At 41.9% G+C, this 15773-nt stretch carries 17 protein-coding genes; 3 read left to right on the top strand and 14 right to left on the bottom strand.

Annotated features, from left to right (window positions below; genetic code table 11):
* Nucleotides 1-143 precede the first annotated feature (143 nt).
* From DXC04_RS04130 to DXC04_RS04110, 5 genes are all read right to left on the bottom strand, one after another.
* On the bottom strand, nt 144-371 hold the full coding sequence (locus DXC04_RS04130; RefSeq protein WP_055258605.1) for a DUF5348 domain-containing protein: 228 nt from the start codon (nt 369-371) through the stop codon (nt 144-146).
* A 174-nt stretch (nt 372-545) separates the two neighbouring features.
* Nucleotides 546-785 (bottom strand): hypothetical protein, encoded by a 240-nt coding sequence (locus DXC04_RS04125; protein ID WP_055258607.1) that lies wholly within the window; start codon nt 783-785, stop codon nt 546-548.
* A gap of 67 nt (nt 786-852) precedes the next feature.
* Nucleotides 853-1929 carry an AAA family ATPase gene (locus tag DXC04_RS04120; RefSeq protein WP_055258609.1) on the bottom strand — a complete coding sequence of 359 codons (1077 nt, stop codon included), beginning with the start codon at nt 1927-1929 and terminating at the stop codon, nt 853-855.
* Nucleotides 1930-2098: 169 nt separating this feature from the next.
* Complete coding sequence (locus tag DXC04_RS04115; RefSeq protein WP_055258611.1) at nt 2099-3184, bottom strand: site-specific integrase; 1086 nt, start codon at nt 3182-3184, stop codon at nt 2099-2101.
* 11 nt (nt 3185-3195) lie between these two features.
* A complete protein-coding gene (locus DXC04_RS04110; protein WP_055258613.1) occupies nt 3196-3390 on the bottom strand; it encodes a hypothetical protein in 195 nt (64 codons plus the stop codon).
* A 232-nt stretch (nt 3391-3622) separates the two neighbouring features.
* On the opposite strand from DXC04_RS04110, the gene DXC04_RS04105 reads away from it, so the two are divergent.
* Nucleotides 3623-4105, top strand: a complete 483-nt coding sequence (locus tag DXC04_RS04105) for a helix-turn-helix domain-containing protein (protein ID WP_118660065.1) — start codon at nt 3623-3625, stop codon at nt 4103-4105.
* 258 nt (nt 4106-4363) lie between these two features.
* On the opposite strand, the gene tuf is transcribed toward DXC04_RS04105, so the two are convergent.
* The 6 genes from tuf to DXC04_RS04075 all read right to left on the bottom strand — a co-directional run bounded on the left by tuf (nt 4364) and on the right by DXC04_RS04075 (nt 10949).
* Complete coding sequence (gene tuf, locus DXC04_RS04100; protein WP_118660063.1) at nt 4364-5557, bottom strand: elongation factor Tu; 1194 nt, start codon at nt 5555-5557, stop codon at nt 4364-4366.
* Between the two features lie 137 nt (nt 5558-5694).
* Nucleotides 5695-7812 (bottom strand): elongation factor G, encoded by a 2118-nt coding sequence (gene fusA / locus DXC04_RS04095; protein WP_118519782.1) that lies wholly within the window; start codon nt 7810-7812, stop codon nt 5695-5697.
* A gap of 17 nt (nt 7813-7829) precedes the next feature.
* A complete protein-coding gene (gene rpsG / locus DXC04_RS04090) occupies nt 7830-8300 on the bottom strand; it encodes a 30S ribosomal protein S7 (RefSeq protein ID WP_021861466.1) in 471 nt (156 codons plus the stop codon).
* Between the two features lie 168 nt (nt 8301-8468).
* Nucleotides 8469-8891 carry a 30S ribosomal protein S12 gene (gene rpsL / locus DXC04_RS04085; protein WP_021861467.1) on the bottom strand — a complete coding sequence of 141 codons (423 nt, stop codon included), beginning with the start codon at nt 8889-8891 and terminating at the stop codon, nt 8469-8471.
* A 193-nt stretch (nt 8892-9084) separates the two neighbouring features.
* Complete coding sequence (locus DXC04_RS04080) at nt 9085-9648, bottom strand: HD domain-containing protein (protein WP_021861468.1); 564 nt, start codon at nt 9646-9648, stop codon at nt 9085-9087.
* An 80-nt stretch (nt 9649-9728) separates the two neighbouring features.
* On the bottom strand, nt 9729-10949 hold the full coding sequence (locus tag DXC04_RS04075; RefSeq protein WP_118660061.1) for a substrate-binding domain-containing protein: 1221 nt from the start codon (nt 10947-10949) through the stop codon (nt 9729-9731).
* 226 nt (nt 10950-11175) lie between these two features.
* Here DXC04_RS04075 and DXC04_RS04070 point away from each other — a divergent pair, with 226 nt between their 5' ends.
* Nucleotides 11176-11346, top strand: a complete 171-nt coding sequence (locus tag DXC04_RS04070; protein ID WP_021861470.1) for a DUF362 domain-containing protein — start codon at nt 11176-11178, stop codon at nt 11344-11346.
* 185 nt (nt 11347-11531) lie between these two features.
* On the top strand, nt 11532-11888 hold the full coding sequence (locus DXC04_RS04065; protein WP_021861471.1) for a hypothetical protein: 357 nt from the start codon (nt 11532-11534) through the stop codon (nt 11886-11888).
* On the opposite strand, the gene dnaB is transcribed toward DXC04_RS04065, so the two are convergent.
* Genes dnaB through DXC04_RS04050 form a run of 3 tightly spaced genes read right to left on the bottom strand, consistent with a single transcriptional unit; the run spans nt 11862 to nt 15740 of the window.
* Complete coding sequence (dnaB, locus tag DXC04_RS04060; RefSeq protein ID WP_021861472.1) at nt 11862-13211, bottom strand: replicative DNA helicase; 1350 nt, start codon at nt 13209-13211, stop codon at nt 11862-11864. The two genes, DXC04_RS04065 and dnaB, sit on opposite strands and share 27 nt — an antisense overlap.
* Before the next feature lie 10 nt (nt 13212-13221).
* Nucleotides 13222-13671 carry a 50S ribosomal protein L9 gene (gene rplI, locus DXC04_RS04055; RefSeq protein ID WP_021861473.1) on the bottom strand — a complete coding sequence of 150 codons (450 nt, stop codon included), beginning with the start codon at nt 13669-13671 and terminating at the stop codon, nt 13222-13224.
* Nucleotides 13671-15740 (bottom strand): DHH family phosphoesterase, encoded by a 2070-nt coding sequence (locus tag DXC04_RS04050; protein ID WP_118660059.1) that lies wholly within the window; start codon nt 15738-15740, stop codon nt 13671-13673. Before DXC04_RS04050 ends, rplI begins: the two co-directional genes overlap by 1 nt.
* Nucleotides 15741-15773: the final 33 nt, after the last annotated feature.

The raw sequence follows: 15773 nt of genomic DNA, 5'->3' as shown, positions 1-15773 counted from the left end.
ATACGGCGGTTTTGTTACTTTTGTCAAAAGTAACGCAAAAGCACTTTCGACAGCCGTACCGTCCATCAAAAGTACCCTTGCGCCCTGCCGGGGGCTATTCCTCCCGTTGGTCGGTTCACTCCTGCGTTACTTGTATGGCTGAATTATCCCGGTATCCTTGCCCGGATATATTCCAGATCACCACAATACGGTGTTCCTACAAGATACCATTCTCTTGCAGGATTCATTTCCATTCTAGTCTGAACCCATTCATCATCAAGCAACACTTCCAGGCATTCTCCACAGTGAAATCCTGTATCAATCCATAGATCTGATGATAATAATCCATATCTTTTGTTATAACTGTTATATCCTAATCTTCCTTCTCGCATTATGCCATTCTCCTTTCATTTAGCGTTTCCGCAGGGACGCCCTGAATCAGGGCTCCCTTTTGAAAATTCTCTTCTCCACCAACAAACTCCCGGCTACATCTTACCAGCTTTCTACTTGTCTGCTATCTACAGGTGCGTGACACGCTCCTGTAATAAAGTAGTCAGAAAGAACCTTTACCATCGAAAGTTCTCCGGTATTCCCCGTCTGTCCAGATATTCCTGCCGGAACTTTTCCCTTTCTTCTTCCGTTGGTGCTGTTTTGGATTTGCTATACACTTCACGATTCACCATTGCATCCAGTTTTTTCTCCAATCCCAACCGGATTATTTCTTCGCCATCGTAGTTATCCATCAAAAAATATTGCAGGAGTTGAAAAAATAACTCGTATGGAATCTGTACATTTTTATTTTGCATCTGTTCTCCTTTCAAGGTGGCAAGATTCCCTCTTCTTAAGAAATGGTAATCTTGCCATCTTCCATTTTTATTCTGGCAGCATCCAATACCATTGCTTTCCACGTTTTACAGAATCAATTTCAAGTTCCCGTTTGGCATTCCATAACGTTTTACTTTTTATTCCTCTGGTTTCGGCTTCTTCTGCAATTTTCTTTTGAGTCATTCCTCCATTTGCCAGTATTTCAAGGAGAAATTCTTTTGCTTTCCGACTTTTCTGCCCTCTGCCGTCTCCATTAAGAAGTTCATCGGCACTGATATCATATTCTCCAATCCATTCAAAGCCATTATTCTTATCCAGTCTGAATGCAATGGACGTTCCTTCCGGTGCAAGAGAACTCTTCGTATGACATACCACTCTTACTTCTGGTTCATCTTTCACTCGCCCGACAATCAGGACACTTCTTGCAGCAGCCTGAAAATCAATGGAGCCAAGTCCTCGATAAGAAGATTTGCCGTTACTGTTTTTGTTCATATGACCGATTAAAATGACTGCACAATGATATTTTTCTGCCAGCACTGCGACACGCTTCATCAATGGCCTGATCTCATTTGCCCTGTGCATGTCTACCTCTGCTCCCAGGAATCCCTGAATCGGATCAAGAACAACCATTTTGGCTTTTGTCTGCACGATTGCTTCTTCTAATCTGGCATCTGCCATTGTCAGTGGCTGGTCACTGTCATCAATCACCAGCACCCTCGAACAATCTGCACCTGCAGCAAGTAATCTGGGTTTGATAGTATCTCCTAGACCATCTTCCGCTGTCTGATAAATCACATTTACAGGTGACATAGAAGACTGTTCCTGAATATTATCTTTGGCATCTAGATCTTCATTCTCACTACCGACTTCATCACTTCGTTTTTCTTTTGTTGTATCAGTAACAGGAAGAATCGGCTCTCCTCTGGTCAGTTTTGCAATAATCTGAAGTACCATTGTTGTCTTTCCTTCTCCTGGATCTCCCTGTATAATGGTCACTTTTCCATAAGGAATAAACGGATAAAGCAGCCATTCTACCTGTTCCACCTCTACTGAATCCATATTGATCAGTTTCAGTTTTGGTTCTATTCTGCAATTCTTAATTTTGTTTTTTTCATTCATATTCATTCCATCATCTCCTCCTGCCCTTCCGGGCAAGTCTCTGATGAACAGATATTCGGGAATTGTCGTATTTCTCGATTCGTGATATACTGAATCTGCCAAGATGGTATATCAGTTAATCTGATTATCAGAGAACTTGCTCAGATTATTTATCTGGGCTTTTTCTTTTGCCTTTTCAACATTCATCTCTTTCTTCTCCCAATCCGGTAACTGCATTTTCATTATCCAGCAGATTTGCAATCTTCCTCTGCTGATTTGGATAAAGATGTCCATAAGTATTCAATGTGATACGAATATCTTTATGACCCAATCTGTCCCGGATCAGTAACGGTTCTACACCTTTCTCAATGAGATAAGCCACATGACTGTGTCTGAGATCATGCACTCGGATTTTCTTTACTCCTGCCAGTTCAATCTGCCGTTTCATCTTATGCTGTACCGCTTCCTGAACAACTGGAAACAATCTTTCTGTATCCGGCATTCCGTAGTGACCATCTACAAATTCCTTAATTTCCTCTTTCAAAAATTCTGGAATTTCGATTGTTCGAAATGACTGTTTTGTTTTTGGTTCTGTGATAATATCCTGCATTCCTGTTCGGTAATAAGTCTTATTGATACTAAGCTGATTCTTTTCAAAATTGATATCAGCTTTTGTAATCGCAAGCAGCTCCCCAATCCTGCACCCAGTCCAGAACAGCATCTCAAATATAAGATAATATCTTGTTCCCGGCTCCATTGTCTGTATAAACTGTTTGTACTCGTCCAGTGTCCAGAAGTTCAAACTTCTCGAATCCGAATTTCCCATTCGTTTCACTTTCTTGCATGGATTAACTGGCAAATCATATATTTTAGCTGCATGTGTAAACAGACTGGTCAACTGATTCTGAATCATTCTCAGATAAGAATCTGAATATCCTTTTTTCTGAATTTCATTCTGCCACTGAATAATCTGTGAAGCCTTGATCTCACTCATCATCTGATTTCCAAAGTATGGAACGATATGCTGTTGCATCATATATCTTTTATTTTTGATTGTTCGATCTTTTAGGTCATTCTGTTTGTCTGAAAAATAAATCTCAATAAAATCGCTCAGTTTCATATCCATACTTCGCTCAGTGCTCAACTTTTTACTTCGTTCAAACTCCAATGCTTCTCGCTTTGTTTCAAATCCACGCTTTCTGCGTTTTTTCTTCTCACCCATAACATTTGTCTCAAACCACTGGGCTGTCCATTTTTTTGTGTCTTTTTCTCTGTAAGCCATATTAATCCTCCCTAATTTCCTGCTATTTCATAGCCATACATCTTTTTTGCCCAAAACGCCTTTGGTATTCTTCCAGCCATCGTAATATATCCCTGTGCAGCCAGTTCCTTATTCATAGCTTTCACCAGTTTATAAGCATAAGATTTTGAGCAGTTTAATTCCTGTGCCACTTCATCAGCACTCATCATATAATTGTAGCTTGCCATACTGCATCCTCCTTTCCTCTCCAGATACAGAATACGTTTACTGTATTTCTATGTCTGTACGATTTTCGTAAATTGATAATATCATGTATTTATTTCATTGTCAATATTTCGTAAACATATTTTTACGAACTTCGTATATTATTTTCTCTTTATTTTATTCCAGGTCTGTGCTATGATATTCTATAGATTTATGTTTTTCGTAATTTTGCAATATATGAAAAAGGAGGATTCTATGGGTGACGGTAAAAATTTAAAGAAATATCTTGATGAAAACGGCACAAATGTCCGTAAAATTGCAAAGGCAACCGGAATCAGTGCCACAACCTTATATTCAATTATTCAAAAAGATTCCAATATTCGATTTGATTTTGCTTTAAGACTTGCAAATGAATTACAAATTGATGTGAATGAGATATGTTCTGCCAGTCCATTTTCTGGCACAATTAAGGAAGAAGAGATTTATCCTACACTTCCAGACGGTTTGAACGGAGCATTAGACGCAAGCCGTGTAAAGACTTATTTAAAAAATTCTATGTACCCGTTGATGTATCTTTTCGGTAAGAACAGTATGCCTGATGTAGATAATCTGCTCACATCGTTCTATCAGCTTGATGATGAAGCCAGACAGGAAGTTGTGGAAACGATCCGTCTGAAACTGCAATATCATCGTGATCCGGAACGTGCTGAACAGATCAAACAGATCAAAGGCTGGTAAAAAAATTACTCCTGTGAATAGCAAATATTCGCAGGAGTTTCTTTTTGGCACCGTTTTGGCACCGCTAGACTGATTTTTCAATTTTAAATTTATCCGTATTTCATCTTTCTGATAAACGTTTCACTGTTTCTAATCTGATAATTTTACAAACAATTCTTTTCTTAGAGTACAGAAAAACCCCAGAAACACAAGGTTTCTGGGGTATCTTACGTTTGGACACAAGTTATCTTGCGATAACAAATCTATTTTCAGATTGTATTACTCGATGATTGTAGCAACACGTCCTGATCCTACAGTACGTCCACCTTCACGGATAGCGAAACGAAGTCCCTGCTCCATAGCTACTGGATGGATCAGTTCGATTGTCATTTCTACGTTATCTCCAGGCATGCACATTTCTACACCTTCTGGCAGATCGCAAACACCTGTTACGTCTGTTGTTCTGAAGTAGAACTGTGGACGATAGTTGTTGAAGAATGGAGTATGACGTCCACCTTCATCTTTTGTCAGTACATAAACCTGAGCTGTGAATTTGTGGTGGCATGTTACTGAACCTGGTTTAACAAGAACCTGTCCTCTTTCGATTTCAGTTCTCTGGATACCACGAAGCAGAGCTCCGATGTTATCTCCAGCCTGAGCCTCATCAAGAAGCTTACGGAACATCTCAACACCTGTTACAACAGTTTTCTTTGTTTCTTCGTGAATACCAACGATTTCAACCTCGTCAGATACATGAAGAACACCACGCTCTACTCTACCAGTAGCAACTGTTCCACGTCCTGTGATAGAGAATACATCCTCTACAGGCATCAGGAATGGCTGGTCTGTTGCACGCTGTGGGTCTGGAATGTAGCTGTCAACAGCATCCATAAGTTCCATGATCTTGTCTCCCCACTCTCCTGAAGGATCTTCAAGAGCTTTAAGAGCTGATCCCTGGATGATCGGTGTGTCATCTCCTGGGAATTCATACTCGTCTAACAGTTCACGAATTTCCATCTCTACTAATTCAAGAAGTTCTTCGTCATCTACCATATCACATTTGTTCATGAATACTACGATGTACGGTACACCTACCTGACGAGAAAGCAGGATATGCTCTCTTGTCTGAGCCATAACACCATCAGTAGCAGCTACAACAAGGATAGCTCCATCCATCTGAGCAGCACCAGTGATCATGTTCTTAACGTAGTCAGCATGTCCTGGGCAGTCAACGTGTGCATAGTGACGTTTCTCTGTCTCATACTCAACGTGAGCTGTAGAAATAGTGATTCCACGCTCTCTCTCTTCTGGAGCCTTATCAATGTTTTCAAAATCTACAGCAGCGTTTCCTGCTACTCTCTGAGAAAGAGTTTTTGTGATAGCAGCTGTAAGAGTTGTTTTACCGTGGTCAACGTGACCGATAGTACCGATATTACAATGCGGTTTTGTTCTTTCAAATTTAGCTTTAGCCATTTTGAATAATCCTCCTTATTATAGTGCCATAAAAGGCAAATTTATAATTTACGTTTGCTCGGCTATCTCTGATTATATTTCATATCAGTAGGTTTTTCAAGCACTTTTCAAGCTTTTTTCAAGCTTTTTAACGATTATTAGTCGTTTTTGCTGGATAATACTTTTTCCTGTACAGACTTCGGAACTGGTTCATATTTCTCGAAGAACATTGAGTAGTTACCACGTCCCTGTGTTCTGGAACGAAGATCTGTAGAATATCCGAACATCTCGGACAACGGAACATATCCACGAACGATCTTACCGCCGCCAAGATCATCCATTCCTTCGATACGTCCACGACGTGAGTTAATGTCACCAATAACGTCACCCATGTACTCTTCCGGCATAGTAACTTCAACCTTCATAATAGGCTCAAGAAGTACCGGAGATGCCTTCTTCATAGCATCCTTGAATGCTAATGATCCGGCAATGTGGAATGCCATTTCACTTGAATCGACTTCATGGTAAGAACCATCATATACGTTAGCCTTAAGACCAACAACCGGGAATCCTCCAAGGATACCAGACTGCATAGCCTCTTCGATACCTTCACCGATCTTCGGAATGTATTCTTTCGGAATAGCTCCTCCGACTACAGAAGATTCGAATTTGAATGTCTCCTCACCGTTAACATCCATTGGCTCAAATTTAACTTTACAGTGTCCGTACTGTCCACGTCCACCTGACTGTTTAGCATATTTGCTGTCAACGTCAACTGCTTTTGTAAATGCTTCTTTGTAAGCAACCTGTGGAGCACCCACATTAGCCTCTACCTTAAACTCACGCAGAAGTCTGTCTACGATGATTTCCAGGTGAAGCTCACCCATTCCGGCGATGATTGTCTGACCAGTTTCCTGATCTGTATGAGCACGGAATGTCGGGTCTTCTTCAGCAAGTTTTGCTAAAGACTCACCAAGTTTACCCTGAGAAGCTTTTGTCTTAGGCTCGATAGCGAGCTCGATAACCGGCTCTGGGAATTCCATGGACTCCAGAATTACCGGATGCTGCTCGTCACAGATTGTATCACCTGTTGAAGTGAACTTAAATCCGATTGCTGCAGCAATATCTCCAGAATATACTTTTGAAAGTTCTTCTCTCTTATTAGCATGCATCTGCAGGATACGTCCCACACGCTCTTTTTTGTTCTTTGTTGCATTCAGTACATAGGAACCTGCGTTCATTGTACCAGAGTAAACTCTGAAGTATGCCAGTTTACCAACGAATGGGTCTGTCATAATCTTAAATGCAAGTGCTGAGAACGGTTCTTCGTCTGAAGAATGTCTTACAACATCATTTCCGTCTTCGTCAACACCCTCGATTGGAGGAATGTCTGTCGGAGCCGGCATGTATTCAAGAATAGCATCCAACAGTTTCTGTACACCTTTGTTTCTGTAAGCAGATCCGCAGCATACCGGAACAGCTGTACACTCACATGTAGCTTTTCTTAAAACTTTCTTCATATCTTCGATAGAAGGTTCGTTTCCTTCCAGATACTCCATCATAAGATCATCATCCAGATCACAGATCTTCTCTACTAATTCTGTACGATAAAGTTCTGCATCATCTTTCATATCTTCCGGAATATCTACGATAGAAATGTCATCACCTTTTTCATCATTGTAGATGTAAGCTTTCATTTCCATCAGGTCAATGATTCCCTTGAAATCATCTTCTTTACCGATTGGCAGCTGCAGACAGATAGCATTCTTGCCAAGTCTTGTCTTAATCTGCTCTACGGCATTGTAAAAATCTGCACCAAGGATATCCATCTTATTGATGAATGCCATACGTGGTACGTTATATGTGTCAGCCTGACGCCAAACGTTCTCTGACTGTGGCTCAACACCACCCTTTGCGCAGAACACACCTACAGCTCCGTCAAGTACACGAAGTGAACGCTCAACCTCAACTGTAAAGTCAACGTGTCCCGGTGTATCAATGATATTGATACGGTGCTCTAAAGCGCCCGGTTTCGGTTTGCAATTCTCTTCCAATGTCCAGTGACAAGTTGTAGCTGCTGAAGTGATTGTGATACCTCTTTCCTGCTCCTGTTCCATCCAGTCCATGGTAGCAGTTCCTTCATGAGTATCACCAATTTTATAGTTTACACCGGTATAGTAAAGAATACGCTCTGTAAGTGTAGTCTTTCCTGCATCAATATGAGCCATGATACCGATATTTCTGGTTCTCTCTAATGGGTATTCTCTTCCAGCCATTGTAGCCTCCTAAATAATTAGAAACGATAATGAGCAAATGCTTTGTTTGCTTCTGCCATCTTGTGCATATCTTCTTTCTTCTTTACAGATGCGCCTGTATTGTTTGCTGCATCCAGAAGTTCGTTTGCCAGTCTCTCTTCCATTGTCTTTTCTCCTCTTTTACGAGAATACAATGTGATCCAACGAAGTGCTAAAGCCTGTCTTCTGTCAGCTCTAACCTCGATCGGTACCTGGTATGTTGCTCCACCGATACGTCTTGCCTTTACCTCAAGTACTGGCATGATGTTGTTCATAGCCTCTTCGAATACTTCGATAGCTGGCTTATCGGCTTTTTCCGCAATTCTTTCAAATGCTCCATATACAATCTTCTGAGCTACGCCTTTCTTACCATCAAGCATGATGTTGTTGATCAGCTTTGTAACCACTTTATTGTTGTATAACGGATCCGCTAATACGTCTCTTTTCTGAGTATGTCCTTTACGTGGCACGGTCCTTCCCTCCTTAAACATATAATTTAATTCATCGGTACTCACATGTGTCTTTCTAATGATCATGTGTAGCGCTGGGCATACATATCTATATACCTTGCAGCTTACTTAATCATAGTTCTGTTTGTGACTACAGTTTCTAGATTCTAGATTCGCTAATTATTTGATTTATTTCTTAGCGTCTTTTGGTCTCTTAGCACCGTATTTAGAACGTGCCTGTCTTCTCTTGGCTACACCTGCTGTATCAAGTGTACCTCTGACGATGTGATAACGTGTACCTGGAAGGTCTTTTACTCTTCCTCCACGAATCAGAACAACGCTATGCTCCTGAAGGTTGTGTCCTTCACCTGGGATGTAGCTTGTTACTTCAATACCGTTTGAAAGACGAACTCTGGCGATTTTTCTAAGTGCTGAGTTAGGCTTCTTCGGTGTTGCTGTCTTAACAGCTGTACATACACCTCTCTTCTGTGGGGAAGATGCGTCTGTACTTCTCTTTCTTAAAGAGTTATACCCTTTCTGAAGCGCTGGAGCTGTAGACTTCTTTACAGATGTCTGACGTCCCTTCTTTACTAACTGGTTAAATGTTGGCATTCTCTTTCACCTCCTATGATTTTAATAAGCTGCTTCATTTTCATGAATCTTTGGCGCACAAAAACACAATGCATTTTCATGCACGCCTGTTTATCTTAGTACGAATCCTCGCTGTTGTCAAGGGTTTTCACTAGTTTTTCCTGTTTTTTTAGCGGAACCTTTCTCTTGCTTTTTCACTGTAAAGCGTCACGTTTTAAAGTCCCAGTTCATCTGCAATCGCACACATTTCTTCCAGCGCCACATCGATCAGATTGTCCAGGCTCAGACCTGTAAATTCGATTGCTTCCATATAATCTCTGTTAGCGCCTGCTGCAAAACGCAATTCGTTAAATCGTTTCATCACGGATTTATGTTTTACACTTGCGACTTTTTTATCCGGATAAATCTGTGCTACAGCCTTTACAAATCCGCTCATCGGATCTGCTGCCAGAAGTGCATACTGGATATTTGTCTTTGCCTTCACTCCGCTTTTCGGATTGTGTGCACAGATCGCATCAAACAGCACCTGATCTTCCACACCTTCTTTTTTCAGGATTTCCACAGAAGTCGGTCCGTGTACGCTCAGGTCATTCTGCCAGTCGCACTGTTCCTCATCCAGGTCATGCAGAAGTCCTGCGATTCCCCAGTATTCCACATCATCCGGAGCCAGTTTCTTCGCAAGCCCTCTCATAATCGCTTCCACTGCATAAGAATGTTGAAGGTAACGCTCTCCTTTCATATATTTGTGTAAAATCTCATATGCCTGTTCTCTGTTCATTTTCTGTTCCTCCCTTGCGTTTCTTATTTTATGATGTTTGCCGATCACTTTTCATTGTGTACTCTCACAGTTCATTTTCTTTATTCATTATATAGCATTTTCTTAACTTCATTATCATTCAGATTACTCTTCGTAATCCATGTATATCCGGTATCCACGACAGATTCATTTCCCATGGAAAGGGCTGATCTCGCCGCTGCAATCACAGATGCATATCCCATTGCGTATGGATTCTGTACAACCAGGCCATCAACTTTTCCTTTTTTGAGCATATCGATTTCTTCTTTGTCTGCATCATAGCCAACTACCATAACATTGTCTTTTTTTGTTCTGTCCATGCCGGAAACAATGGTCTTTACAGCAGTCGCGTTCGTTGCAAAGCATCCGCACACATCTGGATGTTTCTGCAAATAATAATCAATGATATCATCTTCTGTGATATCAGTCGGATTGATTTTCTCATCACCGGTACGCAGTCTTGCGTCTCCGTCCGTACTTCTTGCATAAGTACCAGTGTTGATCTCAGCAGCAACATTTTTCTGTAATTTTTCAATGTTATCCATATAATAAACGCTTGCAACTGACATCTTTGGATATTTCTTTTTTAATTCTGCCTTGAATCCTGCAACTCTCTCTTTTGCCGCCATGGATTTTGAATCATGTGCAAGGATAAGAACCTTTCCTTTGCTGCTCATCGCCTCTGCCAGTTTATCTGCTGCTTCTTTTGCCGACTTGGTGTTATCTGTCGATACCGTTGCCATCAGTCCCTGATAATCACTTCCGCAGTCATATGCCACGATCGGGATCTCATTGTCTGCCGCCATATCAAACTGTACTTTACAGGACTGCTCATCGGCTATGGAAATTGCAAGTGCCGCCGGCTCTCTCGCCAGTTCTTCGTCCAGAAGATTCACCTGCTGGTCTACATCGTCCGCATCCGCCGGTGCATTGAAAGTTATTTTCACTTTATCTTTGCCTGTATAGCCCAGATTCTCATTGATATCATCAGTGGCTTTCTCTACACCTTTCTTTACTTCGCTCCAGTACTCACCGGTACTCGCCTTACCTATAATAGAAATATAAGTTCCTTTTTCCAGTTTTAATCCTTTTGCATTATTGTAAGCAGCCGGATTAACCACATCCAGCTTCGCCTGCGCAGATTCTTCTTTAGTAATTTTTTTATTCTCTGCTTTCTTCGTCGTTTCTTTCTCCTCTTCAGAAGAACTCTTCTGCAAACCGCATCCTGCTGCCAGAAGTGTTATGCTTATCAATAACGCAACGATCTTTTTGAAATTTTTCATGATTTCTTCTCTCCCTCTTCTGATCTGTCACATTTTTTTCATATTATTAAATGCAGATGTAATCTTAACAACAAACACTATACACCATAATTTTGAAAATTTGTTGAAAAAATTCTTAAATTTTCTTTTGAATTGATTTTTCTTTTGTCCTCTTGTATATTTTTTTCATTTGTATTATTATAGTGAGAGACGTAAATTGTCAATCATAAAAAGGAGGTACATACCTATGGCACACGTAATTGGTGATGAATGTGTTAGCTGTGGAGCATGCGAAGCAGAATGTCCAGTAGGAGCTATTTCTCAGGGAGCAGATCATTACGAGATCAATGCTGATTCTTGTGTTGACTGTGGAGCTTGTGCAGCTCAGTGTCCTACAGGAGCTATCTCTCAGGGCTAATCGTTATTCATATGAACGTAACAAAGAGCATTGTTTCCGGATTTTCCGGGAGCAGTGCTCTTTTCATGTAATTAAGAAACTTCGTTTTTATTTATTCACCTTTCACCGTTTGACGTATTTCGCACATTGCACATGCTATACTTGTCCCGTCAGAAGTTCTATTATTATAATAAGGGGGTTTTACAATGAGCAAGGCACTGGAACAACTCAGACGTGAAACAAAGGACGATGCCAGACTGTATAACTGTGTAAAAGAATTATACGAACAGGGAGTACCTTTTTCCGAACTCAAAGCATTGATCCCGGATATCCGCCGCACAAAAGAACAGTTACATATGAAGCGGATGCTGGAAAATAACAACGAAGTACTACTCTCCATGTTCAGTAAGGAAATGTCATTCCTACTGGATGCAAAGGAGCGTCAGGAAGAACAGGAGTTTAAAAAACTGGACCAGCTAATCCGGCAACAGCAATCCTTCCGGAGAGCCGCCGCAGACCACGGTCCAGTCAGTAAACTAAGGCGTATTTTCCTGCCTGCTTAGATTTGCGAACTTCGTGTATTCGCCGAGCCAAGCCAGATGAACGGTCCCTACCGGGCCGTTTCTTTGTTTTGCAATAATAATCTCTGCCTGCTTCTTATATTCAGAATCTTTGTTGTAATATTCATCACGATAAATAAACATAACAACGTCCGCATCCTGTTCGATTGCTCCGGATTCACGCAGATCCGAAAGCATTGGACGCTTATCCGGTCGCTGTTCTACTGCACGGCTAAGCTGTGACAGTGCGATCACCGGCACATTCAGCTCTCTGGCGAGCGCTTTTAAAGATCTGGAAATATCCGAAATCTCCTGCTGTCTCGATTCGGAACGTCCTCCGACACTTCCGCTCATCAACTGCAAGTAGTCAATGATGATCAAATCCAGTCCGTGTTCCATCTTGTATTTTCTGCATTTGGACCGCAGTTCTGAAATCGAAATACTCGGTGTATCATCAATGATCAAATTCGACTGCCCGATAATTCCTGCTGCTTCAATCAGTTTCTCCCAGTCAGAATCCTTCATATTACCGGTTCTGAGTGCCTGCGCATCTACCTGTGATTCCAACGAGAACAGTCGGTTTACCAGCTGTTCCTTCGACATCTCAAGGCTGAAAATAGCGGTGCATTTATCTTTCTTAAATGCAACGTACTGTGCAATATTCAAAACAAACGCCGTCTTACCCATGGAAGGTCTTGCCGCAACCAGAACGAGATCCGATGGCTGCAATCCGGACAGTTTATAATCCAGATCAATAAATCCGGTCGGAATTCCCGTAACAGTTCCCTTGCTCTTCGATGCTTTTTCAACTTTCTCCAGTGCATTCATAACAACCTGTCTGATTGGCACATACTCTCCGGCATTCCGGTTCTGAAGTAGCTGAAATACAGATTTTTCTGTCTTCTCCAACACAGATTCCAGTGGTTCATTTCCCGCATAGCAGATATTCGACAACTCGTCATTCATCTTGATCAGCTTACGCATGACTGCTTTATCCGATACGATCTGCGCATAGTAACGCACATTTGCCGATGTCGGCACTGCCGCAACCAGATCACGCACAAATTCCAGACTGGAGATCTCCGGCGGCACTTCCTTCTCTTTCAGACGTTCCTGCAAAGTGATCAGATCCACCGGCTTGCCTTCATTAAAAAGCTCTACCATAGAATCAAAGATTACACCGTACGCATTCTGGTAAAAATCGTCACCGCAAATAATCTCCGAAGCTGCAAGAATGGCATCCTTGTCCATCAGCATCGCACCAACTACTGACTGCTCTGCTTCCACGCTGTGAGGCATCACCCGTTTGATGAGTGTCTCTTCCATCGTTTTCCTCCTACGCTTCCTCTTTCACGACAACCTTTAATTTGGCTGTTACTTTCGGATGTAATTTGATCGGCACTTCGTATGTTCCAAGTGCTTTGATCGCATCTTTCAACTGCACTTTCTTCTTATCTACTTCCAGTTCCATCTGTGCTTTTACTTCTGTTGCGATCTCTTTGGAAGATACAGAACCAAAGGCTTTTCCGCCTTCTCCTGTCTTAATGGAAACCTCGATCTTACCTGCTTCGATCTTCTTGCCAAGTTCTACAGCAGCCTCGTAATGCTCCTGTGCTACTTTGTCATCATTTGCTTTCTTGAGTTTCAGATCGTTCAGGTTCTTTGTATTTGCTTCGATACCTTTTCCTGTCTTCAGGATAAAGTTTCTTGCATATCCGTCACTTACATTTACAATCTCACCTTTTTTCCCAAGGGATTTTACATCTTCTTTTAAAATTACTTTCATTATTCGATTTCTCCTCCTTCTATCACGTCATCGATGACCTGTTTCAAATCTGCAACAGCCTCATCCATGTCTGTGTGGTCAAACTGTGCCCCGGATGCGTTCATATGACCGCCACCGCCGAGACGCTCCATAATGATCTGTACATTAACTTCATCAATTGATCTGGCGCTTACATAGATTCTTCCGTTGTAAGTAGTCAGTACAAAAGAAGCTTTCACTTCGTTAATATCCAATAATTCATTTGCCGCCTGTGCACCGATAATCGTCGGGCTCTCAATCGTCAGATTCTCTCCTCTGGCGATCGCATATTTGTTATGGTATACTTCCGCACTGCTGATGATCTGCGCTTTTGCACGGTAAGATTCCATATCGTCACGGAACATCTTACGCACCAGTGTAATATCCGCACCGCTTCTTCTCAGAAATGCGGCTGCTTCAAATGTACGCACACCTGTCTTATTCATAAAATTATTCGTGTCGATCATAATACCGGCATAGAGACTGCTTGCCTCCAGATTCGGAATCTTAATATCATCCACAATATACTGCAGAACTTCCGAAACCATCTCGCACGCCGAAGACGCATACGGTTCAATGTAAGACAGCAGCGCATTGTCAATATTATCACTGCTCTGTCTGTGGTGGTCAAGCACAACGATCGTCTTCGCAACATGAAGCAGTTCTTCACATTCTGTCATACCCGGGCGGTTCGTATCCACAACAACTACCATCGAACTTTCATCTGCGAGTTCCAGCGCTTCTGCCGAATTTAGGAACAGGCGCTCCGGATAATCCGGATTGTTCTCATAAGCAGTATACAGTGGTTTCAGAGAGGCAGACACTTCGTTGATAACGATATATGCTCGTTTCTCCAGTGCGTTTGCCGCACGGTAAATACCGATCGCCGCACCAAAAGAATCCACGTCTGTAAGCTGATGTCCCATAACAAAGATCTTATCCTTGACGGTAATGAACTCACGCAGCGCTTCTGCTTTCACGCGGGCTTTTACACGTGTATTACGGGAAGTCTGATCCCGCTTACCACCGTAATATGTAATTCCATTGCAGTCTTTGATAACCGCCTGATCGCCGCCTCTTGCAAGTGCCAGGTCAATAGCTACACGGGCATAGTTATAACTCTGCGAATATGCTTCACTGCTAAGTCCCAGTCCGATACTTAATGTCGCCGGTATTCCATTTCCTATATTCACAGACTTCACATCTTCCAGAATCGAAAAACGGTCGTCTTCCAGCTGTTTGAAATATTGTTTCTGGACAACGATAAAGTATTTATCATTCTCCATCTTCTTCACAATTCCATCTACTTTGGCAATATACTGATTGATCTTACGATCCACAAGCGCCATCAGAAGTGACTGTCGGACTTCTTCTACACTGTTGATCACTTCATCATAATTATCAATATAAATAAGTCCCGCTACAAGCCTCTGTTCTTCATTTGCACGGATCGCCTTATTCAGATTCGTCACATCCTGTAAATAAACAGCGATAAAATATTCTTTTTCCTCCGGCAGTTCCAGAACCTGTTCCCTCTCGCTGAATCCTCTTGCAGAAACTCTCCTGAGTTCTGCCTGATACTCCCGTTCCTCAAAAAACACATCCATATGTACCACATCATTCTCCTGACGCGGGTAAATAGAACGGTTCAGTTCCGGCATGATCTTGCTGATATATGTGTCACCTTTTGCACGGTCGCCTATCAGCTCTTCAAACTGACTGTTCAGCCATATGATCTTCCCGTCTTCAAGCAGAATCGCATACGGAACTGCCAGTTCCTTCAGCAGCGTATTCTGTATAATGCCATATTGCGCAGCAAATTCGATCAGATCCTTTACCATCAGCGAGTTCGTGTACAAATACATAACCGCCGAAAGTATAATATAGATCAGCACAAATACACCCATTAAAAGACCTGCGCCCTTATTGATGGCATAAATCCATATGTTAAGCGCTACCAGTACGACCGCCATGATCGCCGGCCACTGCATATAGAATTTGAGCTGTCCTTTCAATCGAATCTTCTGTCTGTCTTTCTTCTTTTCTTCCATGACTATCCCCTAATTTGTGAATTCAGACTTTTC

Origin of the sequence: Dorea sp. OM07-5 (genome assembly GCF_003481355.1) — a bacterium.
GTDB lineage: Bacteria > Bacillota > Clostridia > Lachnospirales > Lachnospiraceae > Dorea_D > Dorea_D hominis.
The sequence above is the reverse complement of the archived record's forward strand: the minus strand, read 5'-3'. Positions and strand labels throughout refer to the sequence as shown.

Coding starts and splice junctions, on each gene's coding strand:
- DXC04_RS04115 (WP_055258611.1), bottom strand. CDS start 3,184: ATGGCTTACAGAGAAAAAGACACAAAAAAATGGACAGCCCAGTGGTTT.
- DXC04_RS04105 (WP_118660065.1), top strand. CDS start 3,623: ATGGGTGACGGTAAAAATTTAAAGAAATATCTTGATGAAAACGGCACA.
- DXC04_RS04050 (WP_118660059.1), bottom strand. CDS start 15,740: ATGGAAGAAAAGAAGAAAGACAGACAGAAGATTCGATTGAAAGGACAG.
- DXC04_RS04125 (WP_055258607.1), bottom strand. CDS start 785: ATGCAAAATAAAAATGTACAGATTCCATACGAGTTATTTTTTCAACTC.
- DXC04_RS04075 (WP_118660061.1), bottom strand. CDS start 10,949: ATGAAAAATTTCAAAAAGATCGTTGCGTTATTGATAAGCATAACACTT.
- DXC04_RS04120 (WP_055258609.1), bottom strand. CDS start 1,929: ATGAATATGAATGAAAAAAACAAAATTAAGAATTGCAGAATAGAACCA.
- dnaB (WP_021861472.1), bottom strand. CDS start 13,211: ATGGAAGAGACACTCATCAAACGGGTGATGCCTCACAGCGTGGAAGCA.
- DXC04_RS04080 (WP_021861468.1), bottom strand. CDS start 9,648: ATGAACAGAGAACAGGCATATGAGATTTTACACAAATATATGAAAGGA.
- fusA (WP_118519782.1), bottom strand. CDS start 7,812: ATGGCTGGAAGAGAATACCCATTAGAGAGAACCAGAAATATCGGTATC.
- DXC04_RS04065 (WP_021861471.1), top strand. CDS start 11,532: ATGAGCAAGGCACTGGAACAACTCAGACGTGAAACAAAGGACGATGCC.
- DXC04_RS04130 (WP_055258605.1), bottom strand. CDS start 371: ATGCGAGAAGGAAGATTAGGATATAACAGTTATAACAAAAGATATGGA.
- rplI (WP_021861473.1), bottom strand. CDS start 13,671: ATGAAAGTAATTTTAAAAGAAGATGTAAAATCCCTTGGGAAAAAAGGT.
- DXC04_RS04070 (WP_021861470.1), top strand. CDS start 11,176: ATGGCACACGTAATTGGTGATGAATGTGTTAGCTGTGGAGCATGCGAA.
- tuf (WP_118660063.1), bottom strand. CDS start 5,557: ATGGCTAAAGCTAAATTTGAAAGAACAAAACCGCATTGTAATATCGGT.
- rpsL (WP_021861467.1), bottom strand. CDS start 8,891: ATGCCAACATTTAACCAGTTAGTAAAGAAGGGACGTCAGACATCTGTA.
- DXC04_RS04110 (WP_055258613.1), bottom strand. CDS start 3,390: ATGGCAAGCTACAATTATATGATGAGTGCTGATGAAGTGGCACAGGAA.